Origin of the sequence: Mesorhizobium sp. B3-1-8 (assembly GCF_006439495.1) — a bacterium.
Lineage (GTDB): Bacteria > Pseudomonadota > Alphaproteobacteria > Rhizobiales > Rhizobiaceae > Mesorhizobium.
In genome coordinates this window covers 130,892-145,417 of record NZ_VFTK01000007.1, presented here as the reverse complement: position 1 = coordinate 145,417, position 14,526 = coordinate 130,892, and the positions used below count along the sequence as shown (strand labels likewise).

The following is a 14,526-nucleotide window of genomic DNA, read 5'->3' as shown; positions in this document are numbered from 1 at the left end:
GAAATGCGATCAGGCCGCTCGGTCGACCGGCTTAGCCATATCGACCAGGATCCATCCTGATCGGTATGGGTTGGGCCGGCGACCCGTTTCGCGATAGCCATAGGCCGCATAGAGCGCGATATTCCGCTCCATGCGGGAATTGGTGTAGAGCCGCACCTCCGGCACGCCCCATGACCGCGCCTGCTCGTCGGCGAAGCTGAGCAACGCAATGCCCAACTTTCTGCCCTGGAAGGCCGGCGAAACCGCGACGCTGAAGATCATGGCGTGGTCGGGATGACGCTCGATGACGATCAATCCGGCGAGCTGTGAGCCTTCTTCCAGCAGCCAGATTTCGCCGCGCTCGATGCGCGGCGCATAATCCTCGGTGACCGGAACCGGCGGTCCGCCGAAGATGGACGTGTAAGGCGCATAGGCTTCGGCGGTTAGCGCGACGACGGCGGCGAGATCGTCGGGGCGGGCCAGTCTCATGATTGGTCCACTCCGGCAGCGGCCGCGACAACCTTTTTCATGCTTGCCGCAATCGTCGCAACGGCGTCGCGGCTGGCGTTGCCAAGGCCATGGCGCTCCGCTAGCCACTGCGCGTCGTTGTAGGACAGCCAGACCTTGCCCTGCTCGTCCTCCCAGGCCAGTGCCTTGATCGGCAGGTCGATGCCGGCTGTTTGCTTGTCCTGCATCAACGGCGTGCCGCCTTTCGGATGGCCGAAGATAAGCAATTCGGTCGGGCGCAGCGGCGCACCGATCTCACGCGCGCCGGCGGCATGGTCGATCCGTGCGAAGACGCGCAATCCGGCGCGCGTGGTGGCGTCAACGAGCCTATCGATCGTCTCTGTGACGCCGAAGCGGCTTTCGACGGAGATCAGGCCGTTCCCTGCCATCACTCTGCCGCTTCGCGTTTGCCTCCGGGGCGCCGCTCCAGAAGCTCCTTCAGGAACTGGCCGGTGTAGCTGCGCTTTTCGCGCACGATCGCTTCCGGGGTGCCCGACGCCACCAGCTCGCCGCCGCCGTCGCCGCCCTCGGGGCCGAGGTCGAGCACCCAGTCGGCGGTCTTGATCACCTCGAGATTGTGCTCGATGACCACCACCGTGTTGCCCTGGTCGACCAACTCGTGCAGCACTTCGAGCAGCTTCGCGACGTCGTGGAAGTGCAGGCCGGTGGTCGGCTCGTCCAGGATGTAGAGCGTCTTGCCGGTCGCCTTGCGCGACAATTCCTTGGCGAGCTTGATGCGTTGCGCCTCGCCGCCCGACAGCGTCGTCGCCTGCTGGCCGATATGGATGTAGCCCAGGCCGACCTGCTTCAGCGTCTCCAGCTTGTCGCGCACGCCCGGCACCGCCGAGAAGAAATCGACGCCTTCCTCGACCGTCATGTCGAGCACGTCGGCGATCGACTTGCCCTTGAACAGGACGTCGAGCGTCTCGCGGTTGTAGCGCTTGCCGTGGCAGACGTCGCAAGTGACGTAGACATCGGGCAGGAAGTGCATCTCGATCTTGATGACGCCGTCGCCCTGGCAGGCCTCGCAGCGGCCGCCCTTGACGTTGAAGGAGAAGCGCCCCGGCTGGTAGCCACGCGCCTTGGCTTCGGGCAGGCCTGCGAACCAGTCGCGGATCGGCGTGAAGGCGCCGGTATAGGTGGCTGGGTTGGAACGCGGCGTGCGGCCGATCGGCGACTGGTCGATGTCGATGACCTTGTCGAGGAATTCTAGCCCTTCGATGCGGTCGTGCTCGGCCGGATGCTCGCGCGAGCCCATGATGCGGCGCGAGGCCGCCTTGAACAGGGTCTCGATCAGGAAGGTCGACTTGCCGCCGCCCGACACGCCGGTGACCGCGGTGAAGGTGCCGAGCGGGATTTCCGCCGTCACATTCTTCAGATTGTTGCCGCGCGCGCCGACAACCTTGATGCGCCGGTTTTTCTTCGCCTCGCGCCGCACGCCAGGCGTCGCCACTTCGAGCGCACCCGACAGATATTTGCCGGTGATCGAATTGGGATTGGCCATCACCTGCTGCGGCGTTCCCTGAGCGATGATCTCGCCGCCATGGATGCCGGCGGCGGGGCCCATGTCCACGACGTAGTCGGCATGCAGGATGGCGTCCTCGTCATGCTCGACCACGATCACCGTATTGCCGATATCGCGCAGATGCTTCAGCGTTTCGAGCAAGCGTGAATTGTCGCGCTGGTGCAGGCCGATCGACGGCTCGTCCAGCACATAGAGCACGCCTGTCAGGCCGGAGCCGATCTGGGAGGCCAGCCGGATGCGCTGGCTCTCGCCGCCCGACAGCGTGCCGGAATTGCGCGACAGCGTCAGATAGTCGAGGCCGACATCATTGAGGAAACGCAGCCGCTCGCGGATTTCCTTGAGCACGCGGACCGCGATCTCGTTCTGCTTGTCGTTGAGCTGCGCCGGCAGATCGGTGAACCATTGATCGGCCTTGCGGATCGACTGCTCCGTGACCTCGCCGATATGTTTGCCGCCGATCTTCACCGCCAGCGCTTCAGGCTTCAGCCGGTAGCCGTTGCAGGCCGGGCAGGGGGTGGCCGACATGAAGCGCTCGATCTCCTCGCGCATCCAGGCCGATTCCGTTTCCTTCCAGCGCCGGTCGAGATTGGGGATGACGCCCTCGAAAGTCTTGGTCGTCTTATAGGAGCGCAACCCGTCGTCATACTGGAAGGTGATCTCGCGCTCGCCCGTACCGCGCAGCACGGCTTCCTGCGCCTCCGTGCTCAGGTCCTTGAACTTGTCGCCGAGCTTGAAGCCATAAGCCTTGCCCAGCGCTTCCAGCGTCTGCGCGTAATAGGGCGAGGTCGACTTCGCCCACGGGCTGATGGCGCCGTCGCGCAGCGAAATGTTCTCGTCCGGCACCACGAGGTTGGGATCGATGGCGCGCTGGCTGCCGAGGCCATCGCAGGTCGGGCAGGCGCCGAACGGGTTGTTGAAGGAGAACAGCCTCGGCTCGATCTCCGGAATGGTGAAGCCGGATACCGGACAGGCAAACTTCTCCGAGAACAGGATGCGCTCATGCGTCTCGTTCTTCGACTTGTTGACGGAATCCTCGCCGGTCAGGCTGGCGTCGAGCGGCCGGTCGGCGAACTCGGCCACGGCAAGGCCCTCGGCAAGCTTCAGCGCGGTCTCCATCGAATCCGCAAGCCGGGTTGCCAGATCGCCGCGCACGACGATGCGGTCGACGACGACGTCGATGTCGTGCTTGTACTTCTTGTCCAACGCCGGCACGTCGGCGATCTCGTAGAAGACGCCGTCCACCTTGACGCGCTGGAAGCCCTTCTTCTGCAGCTCAAGCAGTTCCTTGCGGTACTCGCCCTTGCGGCCACGCACGATCGGCGCCAGCAGGAACAGGCGCGTGCCTTCGTCGAGCGCGAGCACCCGGTCGACCATCTGGCTGACCGTCTGGCTCTCGATCGGCAGGCCGGTGGCCGGCGAATAGGGAATGCCGACACGCGCGAACAGCAGGCGCATGTAGTCGTAGATTTCGGTGACCGTGCCGACCGTCGAGCGAGGATTCTTCGAGGTGGTCTTCTGCTCGATCGAGATGGCGGGCGACAGGCCGTCGATCTGGTCGACGTCCGGCTTCTGCATCATCTCCAGGAACTGGCGGGCATAGGCCGAAAGGCTTTCGACATAGCGGCGCTGGCCCTCGGCATAGATGGTGTCGAAGGCGAGCGACGACTTGCCGGAGCCCGACAGTCCGGTCATCACGATCAGGCTGTCGCGCGGCAGGTCGAGATCGACGTTCTTGAGATTGTGTTCGCGCGCCCCGCGAATGGAAAGGTATTTATGGTCGGCCATCGCCGGTCGCCGCCTCAAGTCTGGAATGTGGTGGATTGGCGGGTTTTCCCCGGCCATCCCTTATGTAGGTGGTTTCGCCGCCAAGTCGAGTGACGCCACACATCTCGACAACAAGCGTTTAACCGCCTTTCGCGCGAGCGGGCAAGCGGAAAGAACAAAGGCCGAACACGCTCCTGACAAAACTGTGGAAACAGAGAGCGCCTGCGCCGCGTCCGAACCGGTTCACGAAGGCGCTAGACTTACCTGAACGTAACCTCCGCGATCACATTTTTCGGTAACCGGCTATTCAACGGTTGACGTGTCGGACTGGGGGGAGCAGTCTCGAAAGCGTCAACGAAGCCGGCCGTCTTTCGATGGCCTCGCCGCCCAACTGGCGGCCTGCGAGACGCCGCAGGCGATAGCGATTAGCGCTTCGAACGACATTGTCGCAACGGACCCAGGAGCGGAGCATGACGCCACCGGACAGTCCTTTGAGGCTCCACACGGAGATGGAGCCGCGGCGGGCATAAGTGCCAGGGCAGACTTGAAACGCCAGCCCGACAAACCGTGACTTGCCGATTCCCTACAATTAGAGACGATAGTCGGATCGTCGGTTGAACGCCGCGTTGCATCCGAAACAGAACGCCGGCAGTCCACTCCCGGCTAAAGTTGGATTTCAGATCCATGAAGCCCCATCCATCTGCGCAGCAGGGATGGGGCTTACATTTTTGCGCTCTTGCGTTCTTTGGCCTGCGCCACAGGCGCCGACTGTGCTGAGGGCACCACCCAATCCGACAAATTTCCGGGGCAGGACGCTCAGTGGTTCGGCAGCTTCATGCCGCCCGTGGCCATATCGATGGTTATGCTGCCGCCGATCCTGACATCGGTGTTGCCGATCCTGAACGAGCCGTCGTTGCCGGCCGGCAGGGCGTCGTCGGGTTCCGGTTGCGGCGCCGGCTTGGCGATACGGTAGTCGCCGCTGACGCCGGGCAGCTTCTGCGATGAGCTGTCGTCGGCAACCGCGGCACCGGCCGTCAGCGCGCCGGCAAGCGCGGCGGCGGCAACGCACAAATGTCTGGTTTGCAACAGCTTGGGCATGCCCGAACTATAGAGGCGCGGCTGGAGCGGAGCCAGACGCAGGGCGATCAATTTGCCGCGCGTCCGGCCCGCGATATCAGGCAGCTTTCTTGCGCGTGTCGTAGACGTGGTCGACGAGACCCCAGTCCTTCGCTTCCGCGGCGCTCATGAAATAGTCGCGGTCGAGGGTGCGCTCGACCTCCTCATAGGTCCGGCCGCAATGCTTGGCGTAGAGCTCGGTCATATGCTGCTTGGTGCGCACGATGTCCTCGGCATGGCGCTGGATGTCGGAAGCCTGGCCCTGGAAGCCGCCAAGCGGCTGATGCAGCACGATGCGGGTGTTGGGCAGCGCGATGCGCCGTCCCGGGTTGCCGGCCATCAAAAGGAAGGAGCCCATCGAGGCGGCAAAACCCATGCACACCGTCGACACCGGGCAGGAGATGTATTGCATGGTGTCGTAGATGGCGAAGCCGCTGGTCACCATGCCGCCGGGCGAGTTGATGTAGATGGAGATCTCCTTGTCGGGATGATCGGATTCCAGCGACAGGAGCTGCGCGCAGACCAGCGCCGAGACGCTGTCGTTGATTTCCCCGTTGATGAAGACGATGCGCTCGCGCAGCAGCCGCGAAAATATGTCGAAGGCGCGTTCGCCGCGGCTCGACTGCTCGATCACCATCGGCACCAGATTGGCAATGCTCATCGCTTTTCTCCTCGATCTGATCAGGCCGCGCGCAGCATCATGCAGGGCGCATTGGCGGCGATTGGATTTTTGCGCGCATCGAGCGAAAGCCCGCAGCCGGCGCCCGAGATGGCGACGAGAGGCTGCGCTGCCTGCGCGAAGCCGTCATGGACGATGCTGAGATGCGTGCCGCCGGAAGCGGTGCGCGCCAGCGTGAAGGTGACGATGCTGTCGAAGGCCGGGAGTTCGCCATCGTCCGCGCCAGGCCGCTCGCGCCAGGAATAGCGCAGCAGCCTGCCGGGCTCGGCCTCGAGCACCTCGCATTCGATCGGCGCATCCGGGCCGGCAAAAGCGAAGCGGCTGCCGGCTTCCGCCTTCATGTCGTTCGGCATCATCCAGGCGGCGAGCAGCTCCGGCTCGGTCAGTGCCCGCCAAACTTTTTCCGGCGGCTCGGGGAGGTCGCATTCGAAGCTGAGCGGCGCCTCGGCCGCTGTCGGGTTCCCTGCTTTGGTCATTGGTCCATCCCCTTCAGAACCGTCTTCAACTTCTCGATGCGTTCCGGCCAGAAGGCGCGGTAGCGTTCGATCCAGCCGAGCAGCGGGTCGAGCCCTTGCGGATCGGCGCGGTAATAGGCGTTGCGGCCGGCGCGCCGCTCGACCACCAGGCCGGCGCCGCGCAACACGGCAAGGTGCTGCGAGACCGCCGGCTGCGACACGCTCATGCCGGCGCGCAGTTCGCTCACGCTCATCTCGCCGGCAGTCAGCCGCTCGTAGACGGCGCGTCGCGTCGGGTCGGCCAGAGCGCGGAAAATCTCTGCTTCGATCATGATAGAAGCATAAGTCGATACTTATTGATTTGGCAAGTGTTGTTTTAAGATGTCCAGCGTCTCACCGGCGCCGCGGCTCCGTCGAAGCTTGCCTCGAACACCGGCGATGCGAGCACGGCTTGGATGTGAAGCGTGCCGGAACCGACGTTTCGAAAGCCATGTTTGCAGTGCGCGGGAATGATCAGCGAGTGCCCGGCCGTGAGCACGGCGCGTCGGTCGTCGATCCACATTTCGGCTTCGCCGGCAATCACCGTCAGCACTTCCTCGACCGTGTGCGCGTGCGTCGGCGCGCCGGTACCTGATCCGACCCACTGCTCGAATATACAAAGGCCGGTCGCGCCATTGACGGCGGCAACATGCATGCGGGTTTCGACTCCGGCTCGCCACGTTTCGCGCGGCTGATCCTCATGCGAAACAATGTTCATTCCGATGTCCCCCTTGTTTCCTGCGCAGGAATACTACCTGTTGCTGACATTCCTTGACAGAGGCTGCGGCCAGGACTAGAACGAAAAGAGAACAAAAACCTTGTGGGAAAAGCCAGCCTGTGCGGGCGGCGGCGACCCACAGGCTGTAAAGTGAGCGACTTAAAATTTGTTTCGGATGAGCGCGGAGAAGTAAGATGGCGGGTAGCGTCAACAAGGTCATTCTGGTCGGCAATCTCGGAGCGGATCCTGAAATCCGCCGCCTGAATTCCGGTGATCCGGTCGTCAACATTCGCATCGCCACGTCGGAAAGCTGGCGCGACAAGAACTCGGGCGAGCGTAAGGAAAAGACCGAGTGGCATAACGTCGTCATTTTCAACGACCAGCTCGCCAAGGTAGCCGAGCAGTATCTGAAGAAGGGCATGAAGGTCTATGTCGAGGGTCAGCTGCAGACCCGCAAATGGCAAGACCAGACCGGTGCCGACAAATACACCACCGAAGTCGTGCTGCAGAAATTCCGAGGCGAGTTGCAGATGCTCGACGCGCGCGGCGAGGGCGGCGGCGGCCAGGTCGGCAATTATTCCGGCGGCGGCAACAGCCGTGGCTCGGATTTCGGCCAGTCCGGTCCGAATGAAGGCCGTGGCGGCGGCGGTTCCAGGGGCGGCGGTGGCGGCGGCTCGTCGCGCGAGCTGGACGACGAGATCCCGTTCTAAGCGTCTCGAAACGGTCGTCTGAGGGGAAGGCGCGATGTCGCTCGGACCGCTTCTGTCGGCGCCTCCTCCCATTCCATGGCATGCATTCGCGGCCTTCGCCGCGCTCGCCGTGGGCGGCGCCCAGCTGGCGCTGCCCAAGGGCAATACGCGGCACCGGGTGATGGGTTATGCCTGGGTGACGCTGATGCTGGTCATCGCCATATCCAGTTTCTGGATCCAGCAAATCCGGCTCGTCGGTCCGTTCAGCCCGATCCATCTGTTGTCGATCCTGGTACTGGTCACCGTGCCGCTGGCGGCTTGGTATGCGCACACGCATAAGGTAACCGCGCATCGCGGCGCCATGATCAAGCTCTATCTGTTCGCGCTGGTCGGCGCCGGCATCTTCACGCTTCTGCCCGGCCGGATCATGCATGCCGTCGTGTTCGGACGGTAGGGCGGCAGGAACCTCATAAGGAAGATCAACGTGAAAGCACGCATCAAATGGGTCGAGGAACGCACCTTCGTCGGCGAATCCGGCAGCGGCCACAAGGTCGTGCTGGGCACGGCGAACCGGCCTGATGGCAAGACGCCGGGACCGAGCCCGATGGAGCTGGTGCTGATCGGCACCGGCGGCTGCTCGGCCTATGACGTCGTGCACATCCTCGAGAAAGGACGCGAGGCGGTCGAGGATTGCGTGGTCGAGCTCGACGCCGACCGGGCCGAGGCCGATCCAAAAGTGTTCACGCGCATCCACATGCATTTCATCGTCAAGGGCCGTGCCCTGTCGCACGACAAGGTGAAACGCGCGATCGACCTGTCGATCGAGAAATACTGCTCGGCCAGCGCCATGATGGCGAAGACGGCGACCATCACGCATGATTTTGAAGTGGTCGAAACGGCGGCAGTAGGCAGGCAGTAGGCAGTAGGCAGTAGGCAGTAGGCAGTAGGCAGTAGGCAGTAGGGTACTGCTCAAGCGGCCATCAGCGCCCTGACGCCGTCGGCCACGAACTGCACCGCCAAGGCCGCCAGGATGACACCCAGAAGCCTGGTCAGGATCGAGCGGCCGGTCTGGCCGAGGATGCGGTCGATGCGTTCCGACAGCACGAACACCAGAAACGTGATCACCAGGCAGATCGCTATGATGCCGACCAGCGCTGCCTGCGCGCCAAAACCCTGGAAGGATCCCGATAAGAGCACGGTTGCCGAAATGGCGCCGGGGCCGGCGATCAGCGGGATCGCCAGCGGGAAGGCGGCGATGTTGTGGATCATGTCCTTGGTGATGGCGACGTCGCCGATCTTTTCCTTGCGGTCCTGGCGGCGCTCGAAAACCATCTCGAAGGCGATGAAGAACAAGAGAAAACCGCCGGCGACGCGGAAGGCCGGCAGCGTGATGCCGAACACCGACAGGATCGAGGCGCCGGCGATCGCAAACAGCGCCATGACCAGGAAGCCAATCACCGAAGCGCGCACCGAGACCTGCTGACGCTCCTCGCGGTTCATGCCGCGCGTCACGGCGAGGAAGAGCGGCGCCAGCCCCGGCGGGTCGATGGTCACCAGGATGGTGACGAAGGCGTTGAACAGGCTGTCGAAACTCGGCATCGCTGGTCCCCTCCCGCCGGGCGAAGCCCAGACTCTGCAATTGGTAGAGCAAAGCCCAGGCGCTGGAAACAGCGCGGAAGGGGAAAACAGCCGGCTATTCGGGCCTGCCGCAAAAGGCTTCCAGGCGGTAGCCGTCCGGGTCGATAACGAAGGCGGCGTAGTAGTTGTCCCCATAGGCCGCCCGGAGCCCGGGCGCGCCGTTGTCCTTGCCGCCTTCATGCAATGCCGCGGCGTGAAAGGCGTCGACGCTGGCGCGCGTCGACGCCGAGAAACAGAAATGCAAGCCAGACTCCGCTTCGGCCGGAACCGGCCGTTCGGCGTCGTTCACCCAAAGCTGGACTGTTTGGGCGCCATAACCGAGGGAGCCGGGCGACTGGCTGAGACAGGAATAACCGAGCGGCTCGAGCGCGGCATCGTAGAAGCGTTTCGAAGCGCCGGCGTTGCGGACACCGATCGAGACATGGTCAAGCATTGTTTCCTCCATGATTACAATTGGTTGATCGCTCAGGCTGGAGTCGTGCGGCGGGCCAGGAATTCCACCTCCATGCGCCAGGTCAAGCCGTGGTCATGCGAGCGTTCGCCGAGCCAGCGAAACGAGTTCCCGGTGATGCGCGAAAAGCTCCAGCGCACCGACGCGCCGGTGCCGTCGGCGCCGACCTGGACGATGGTGTCGTCCTCGGCGCGGCCGAGCTGCCGGCTGTAATACTGGTTGCGCGGATCGCTCCAGAAGATGTGCCAGGCGTCGGCACCGGGATCGTAGACGCGCAACGTCGTGCCGTAGAAGGTCCATGGTCCGAGCGACGGGGAGGGGCCGGCGTCGCGCGCGGGCAGGATCCAGACGTCCTGCACGGCCCTGCCTTCGAGAACCCAGCCGAAATGCACCTCGCCGCGCCCGGTGAGCCTGGTGCCATCTTCGAGAATGCGCGTGGCGTCGAAGGTCCAGGCGCCGATGAAGCGGCCGTAGAGCTTCAGTTTTTCGGCAAGATCCGGATTGGAGCCGTCGCTGTGCAGGGCCTCGGCAAAGGGATCGGTCATTGTTGCTGCCTCGTTTGTCAGGAGAGGGCGAGCAATAGCGGCATGGCTGGGTTCTTCGCTTGGGAAAAATTGCTATCCTTCAGCCATGACCACCGCGCAGAAAACTCTGGCTTGCGGACATGGCTGGCAGGTGTTCGACGTGATCTGCACGGCAGTCGCCGGCGACAGGCCGTTCGAGGAAGAGCATCGGAGCTTCTGCGTCGCCGCGGTGACCAGGGGCACGTTCCGCTATCGCACGAGCCAGGGCACGGCAATGCTGGCGCCGGGCGCCATCCTGCTCGGCAACCCCGGCGCCTGCTACGAATGCGGGCATGAGCACGGCGCCGGCGACCGCTGCCTCTCCTTCCATTTCTCGCCGGCCTATCTGGAGCGCGTCGTGGCCGAACTGCCGGGCGCGAAACGGCTCGGCTTTGCCGATCCGCGCCTGCCGCCCCGGCCGGCGCTGGCGCCGCTACTGGCCGAGGCGGAGGCGGCGCGAGAAACCGGTGACGACGGAGCGTTCGAGGAACTCGGCCTGCGCATGGCCGGCGCGGTGGCCACCGCTGCGACAGGTTTCTCCGGACCTACCCGGATACCCAGCCGTCGCGACCAGAAACGCGTTGCCGAGGCGGTGCGGCTGATCGAGCTCAATGCCGAACGGCCGCTGTCGCTGACCGAGCTTGCCGACGGCACGGCTACCAGCCCTTATCATTTCTTGCGCATTTTCCGGCACGTTGCCGGCATGACGCCCTACCAGTTCCTGCTGAGGACGAGGTTGCACCGTGCCGCGGTGCAACTGCGCACGTCAAATGCCGCGATCTCGACGATCGCTTTCGACGCCGGTTTCAACGATCTGTCGACCTTCAACCGCCGGTTCCGGCGCGAGATGGGGAAAGCTCCCGGCGCCTATCGCGCCCGCCGCACGGGCCGATGAGGTCTGTCGCTGTCAGCCGGATTTTTCGTCAGTCCGATGTCGGGCCGCACCAGCCCGGCAGGTAATCCGCGTCCTTACCTTTGGCCAGAACGAGCGCTTGCTTCATCGCCTTGTCGAAGTTCTTCACGGTCCCTGACACTCCAGCCGCCCAGCGTCCGCAAAGGCAACCATGAGGCCAGGTTCATTGCGCTTGCGGTTTTTGCCCGATCCATCGCCGACCTTGCCGCACGACGGCGAAAACGACTGTGGCCATATCGTCGCAATCAGCGGTATCCATTTGAAATTACCATCAAAATTGTCTCTGGAAAAGTCCGGCCGACATTGGAGTTTCGGCAAGGTTTCCTATATAAGCATGCAGTGATTCCCGACTGGATTGTGACCTGATTTGACCGACCAGAAGACACCGCGCGGGCCGGACGGCGGCCCCACCGGCATCGAGCCGATTTCGATCATCGAGGAGATGCAGCGCTCCTATCTCGATTACGCCATGAGCGTAATCGTCAGCCGCGCGCTGCCCGACGTGCGCGACGGCCTCAAGCCCGTGCATCGCCGCATCCTCTACGCCTCGCATGAGAGCGGCTACCACTGGAACCGCAAATATGTGAAGTCGGCCCGCCCGGTTGCCGACGTGATGGGTAAATACCATCCGCATGGCGACGCTTCGATCTATGATGCGCTTGTGCGCATGGCGCAGGACTGGTCGTTGCGCGTGCCGCTGATCGACGGTCAGGGCAATTTCGGCTCGATCGACGGCGATCCGCCGGCGGCGATGCGCTACACCGAGTCCAGGCTTACCAAGGTCGCGCATGAGCTCTTGGAGGACATCGACAAGGAAACTGTCGATTTCCAGGATACTTACGATGCGTCCGGCAGCGAGCCCAAGGTGTTGCCGGCCCGTTTCCCGAACCTTCTGGTCAACGGCTCCGGCGGCATCGCCGTCGGCATGGCCACCAACATTCCACCGCACAATCTCGTCGAGGTCTGCAACGGCGCCATCGCTCTCATCGACAATCCGGCGATCGACCTGACGGCGCTGATGGAGATCGTGCCCGGTCCGGATTTCCCGACCGGGGGCATCGTGCTTGGCCGTTCGGGCATCTACAACGCCTATTCGACGGGCCGCGGCTCGATCGTCATGCGCGGTCGCGTCGAGATCGAGCAGCGCGGCAATGACCGCGAATCCATCGTGGTCACCGAGATTCCTTATCAGGTTAACAAGGCCTCGATGATCGAGAAGATGGCCGAACTGGTGCGCGACAAGCGCATCGAGGGCATTTCTGACATCCGCGACGAGAGTGACCGCCAGGGCTACCGCGTCGTCGTAGAGTTGAAGCGCGACGCCGTGGCCGACGTCGTCCTCAACCAGCTCTACCGCTTCACGCCGCTGCAGACTTCGTTCGGCGCCAATGTGGTGGCGCTCAACGGCGGCAAGCCGGAAGTGCTGACGCTGATCGACATGCTGAAGGCCTTTGTCGGCTTCCGCGAGGAAGTCGTCAGCCGCCGCACGAAGTATCTGTTGCGGAAAGCGCGCGAGCGGGCGCATGTGTTGGTCGGCCTAGCGATTGCCGTGGCCAATATCGACGAGGTGATCAAGCTGATCCGCACCGCGCCGGATCCGCAGACGGCGCGTGAGCAGTTGATGGAGCGGCGCTGGCCGTCACACGACGTCGCTCCGCTGATCCAGCTGATCGACGATCCGCGCCACCGCATCAACGAGGATGGAACCTATAATCTGTCCGAGGAACAGGCGCGCGCCATCCTTGACCTGCGCCTGCAGCGCCTGACCGCGCTCGGTCGCGACGAGATCGCCGATGAATTGAACCAGATCGGCGCTGAAATCGTTGATTTCCTTGATATTTTGTCGTCGCGCGCGCGCATACAGCAGATCGTCAAGGATGAGTTGGTCGCGGTCCGTGACGAGTTCGGCACACCGCGCCGCACCGAGCTGACCGACGGCGGTTCGGATATGGAAGACGAGGACCTGATCCAGCGCGAGGACATGGTCGTCACCGTCAGCCATTCCGGCTACATCAAGCGTGTGCCGCTCTCGCTCTACCGGGCGCAGCGCCGCGGCGGCAAGGGCCGCTCCGGCATGTCGACCAAGGAAGAGGATTTCGTCACCCGCCTGTTCGTCGCCAACACGCACACGCCGGTGCTGTTCTTCTCCTCGCGCGGCATCGTCTACAAGGAGAAGGTCTGGCGGCTGCCGATCGGCAACCCGCAATCGCGCGGCAAGGCGCTGATCAACATGCTGCCGCTCGAGCAGGGCGAGCGCATCACGACGATCATGCCGCTGCCGGAGGACGAAACCAGCTGGGGCGAGCTCGACGTGATGTTCGCGACCACACGCGGCACCGTGCGCCGCAACAAGCTGTCCGACTTCGTCCAGGTCAACCGCAACGGCAAGATCGCCATGAAGCTGGAGGAAGAGGGCGACGAGATCCTCGGCGTCGAGACCTGCACCGACAATGACGATGTGCTTCTGACGGCGAATTCCGGCCAGTGCATTCGTTTCCCCGTCTCCGATGTGCGTGTCTTCCAAAGCCGCAATTCCGTCGGCGTGCGCGGCATAACCATGGCCGAGACCGACCGCATCATCTCGATGTCCATCATCGAGAATGTCGATGCGTCGCCCGCCGAGCGCGCCGCCTATCTGAAGCGCGCCGCGGCCGAGCGCCGGCTTGCCGCCGGCGGCGCGGCCGAGGAGGAGGAGATTGCGCTCACCAATGAGGAAATCGGCGAGGAAGCCGAGCTTTCCGAGGAGCGCTACGAGTTCCTCAGGGCGCATGAAAAACTTGTGCTGACGGTGACCGAGTATGGCTACGGCAAGCGCTCGTCTTCCTACGATTTCCGGCTAACGGGCCGCGGCGGCAAAGGCATCCGAGCCACCGATGTGTCGAAGGTAGCTGAGATCGGCCGGCTGGTTGCGACCTTCCCGGTCGGCAATGACGATCAGATCATGCTGGTTTCGGATGGCGGCACGGTCATCCGCGTGCCGGTCAACGGCATACGCTTTGCCAGCCGGGCCACCAAGGGCGTGACGATCTTCAACACGGCCGAAGGCGAGAAGGTCGTGTCGGTGGAGCGGATTTCGGAGCCGCAGGCCGACGATGAGGTCGAGGAGGTGTCTTCGAGCGAGACTGGCGCGGACGACGATATGGGCGGGAGCGAATAGGCTTTCACCCGGCTTAACAGGCCCTTTGGGCCGGCTCGGTCATGGTGGAGATCAGTGGCGACGATAAACGTTGCGATGGGCGAAACCATCGAGCCGCTTGGTGTTGGCCTTGACGCGCACCCGCGCTGCTTCCTGATGCAACCCGAATGCGGTCGCGATCAGCATCACGATGGTCATTGCAGTGGCAAGCATGTAGATCAGCATTTGCGTGTTCTCCTGGACTTACAACGATGACATGGGGATTTGGTTTCACCCCTTGAAGCGGCAACTTGGTGAACGCTGCGTGAAATGTTCGTGATCGCCGCATTCATCTGTCGTTCATCGGCGCGGAAA

General features: G+C 63.5%; 17 protein-coding genes. 5 read left to right on the top strand and 12 right to left on the bottom strand.

The genetic code is table 11. The features are described from left to right. Positions 1-9: 9 nt before the first annotated feature. The 8 genes from FJ424_RS09040 to FJ424_RS09005 all read right to left on the bottom strand — a co-directional run bounded on the left by FJ424_RS09040 (position 10) and on the right by FJ424_RS09005 (position 6,782). Complete coding sequence (locus FJ424_RS09040; RefSeq protein WP_140652995.1) at positions 10-468, bottom strand: GNAT family N-acetyltransferase; 459 nt, start codon at positions 466-468, stop codon at positions 10-12. Further along, the gene (locus FJ424_RS09035) at positions 465-875 is read right to left on the bottom strand and encodes a DUF302 domain-containing protein (protein WP_140652997.1); all 411 of its coding nucleotides are present in this window, start codon (positions 873-875) and stop codon (positions 465-467) included. The genes FJ424_RS09040 and FJ424_RS09035 overlap by 4 nt, the downstream gene beginning before the upstream one ends. Then, entirely contained in the window at positions 875-3,796 is a 2,922-nt protein-coding gene (uvrA, locus tag FJ424_RS09030; protein WP_140652999.1) for an excinuclease ABC subunit UvrA, read from the bottom strand. Before uvrA ends, FJ424_RS09035 begins: the two co-directional genes overlap by 1 nt. Before the next feature lie 795 nt (positions 3,797-4,591). After that, the gene (locus FJ424_RS09025) at positions 4,592-4,873 is read right to left on the bottom strand and encodes a hypothetical protein (protein ID WP_140653166.1); all 282 of its coding nucleotides are present in this window, start codon (positions 4,871-4,873) and stop codon (positions 4,592-4,594) included. A gap of 76 nt (positions 4,874-4,949) precedes the next feature. Beyond that, positions 4,950-5,552 (bottom strand): ATP-dependent Clp protease proteolytic subunit, encoded by a 603-nt coding sequence (locus tag FJ424_RS09020; protein WP_140642887.1) that lies wholly within the window; start codon positions 5,550-5,552, stop codon positions 4,950-4,952. Between the two features lie 20 nt (positions 5,553-5,572). Continuing rightward, positions 5,573-6,046, bottom strand: a complete 474-nt coding sequence (locus FJ424_RS09015) for an SRPBCC domain-containing protein (RefSeq protein ID WP_140653001.1) — start codon at positions 6,044-6,046, stop codon at positions 5,573-5,575. Next, complete coding sequence (locus FJ424_RS09010) at positions 6,043-6,357, bottom strand: metalloregulator ArsR/SmtB family transcription factor (protein ID WP_140642883.1); 315 nt, start codon at positions 6,355-6,357, stop codon at positions 6,043-6,045. Before FJ424_RS09010 ends, FJ424_RS09015 begins: the two co-directional genes overlap by 4 nt. A gap of 44 nt (positions 6,358-6,401) precedes the next feature. Further along, positions 6,402-6,782, bottom strand: coding sequence for a cupin domain-containing protein (locus tag FJ424_RS09005; RefSeq protein WP_246677190.1), 381 nt, complete (start codon positions 6,780-6,782; stop codon positions 6,402-6,404). A 194-nt stretch (positions 6,783-6,976) separates the two neighbouring features. Here FJ424_RS09005 and FJ424_RS09000 point away from each other — a divergent pair, with 194 nt between their 5' ends. From FJ424_RS09000 to FJ424_RS08990, 3 genes are read left to right on the top strand one after another with little or no spacing between them, the layout of a single operon-like run. Continuing rightward, positions 6,977-7,492: a single-stranded DNA-binding protein gene (locus FJ424_RS09000; RefSeq protein WP_140653002.1), complete on the top strand. Its 516-nt coding sequence runs from the start codon at positions 6,977-6,979 to the stop codon at positions 7,490-7,492. Positions 7,493-7,526: 34 nt separating this feature from the next. After that, positions 7,527-7,925, top strand: coding sequence for a DUF2306 domain-containing protein (locus FJ424_RS08995; RefSeq protein ID WP_140653004.1), 399 nt, complete (start codon positions 7,527-7,529; stop codon positions 7,923-7,925). 30 nt (positions 7,926-7,955) lie between these two features. Continuing rightward, complete coding sequence (locus FJ424_RS08990; RefSeq protein ID WP_140653005.1) at positions 7,956-8,390, top strand: OsmC family protein; 435 nt, start codon at positions 7,956-7,958, stop codon at positions 8,388-8,390. A gap of 50 nt (positions 8,391-8,440) precedes the next feature. On the opposite strand, the gene FJ424_RS08985 is transcribed toward FJ424_RS08990, so the two are convergent. From FJ424_RS08985 to FJ424_RS08975, 3 genes are all read right to left on the bottom strand, one after another. Beyond that, the gene (locus FJ424_RS08985) at positions 8,441-9,070 is read right to left on the bottom strand and encodes a MarC family protein (RefSeq protein ID WP_140653007.1); all 630 of its coding nucleotides are present in this window, start codon (positions 9,068-9,070) and stop codon (positions 8,441-8,443) included. A 94-nt stretch (positions 9,071-9,164) separates the two neighbouring features. Beyond that, positions 9,165-9,542 (bottom strand): VOC family protein, encoded by a 378-nt coding sequence (locus FJ424_RS08980; protein WP_140642871.1) that lies wholly within the window; start codon positions 9,540-9,542, stop codon positions 9,165-9,167. 32 nt (positions 9,543-9,574) lie between these two features. Then, a complete protein-coding gene (locus tag FJ424_RS08975; RefSeq protein WP_140653009.1) occupies positions 9,575-10,105 on the bottom strand; it encodes a hypothetical protein in 531 nt (176 codons plus the stop codon). An 85-nt stretch (positions 10,106-10,190) separates the two neighbouring features. Here FJ424_RS08975 and FJ424_RS08970 point away from each other — a divergent pair, with 85 nt between their 5' ends. Further along, entirely contained in the window at positions 10,191-11,018 is an 828-nt protein-coding gene (locus tag FJ424_RS08970) for an AraC family transcriptional regulator (RefSeq protein ID WP_140642866.1), read from the top strand. Positions 11,019-11,403: 385 nt separating this feature from the next. Then, entirely contained in the window at positions 11,404-14,193 is a 2,790-nt protein-coding gene (gyrA, locus tag FJ424_RS08960; protein ID WP_140653011.1) for a DNA gyrase subunit A, read from the top strand. 51 nt (positions 14,194-14,244) lie between these two features. Here the strand turns inward: gyrA and FJ424_RS08955 are convergent, their stop codons facing one another. After that, the gene (locus FJ424_RS08955) at positions 14,245-14,397 is read right to left on the bottom strand and encodes a hypothetical protein (protein ID WP_095765297.1); all 153 of its coding nucleotides are present in this window, start codon (positions 14,395-14,397) and stop codon (positions 14,245-14,247) included. Between the last annotated feature and the right edge of the window lie 129 nt (positions 14,398-14,526).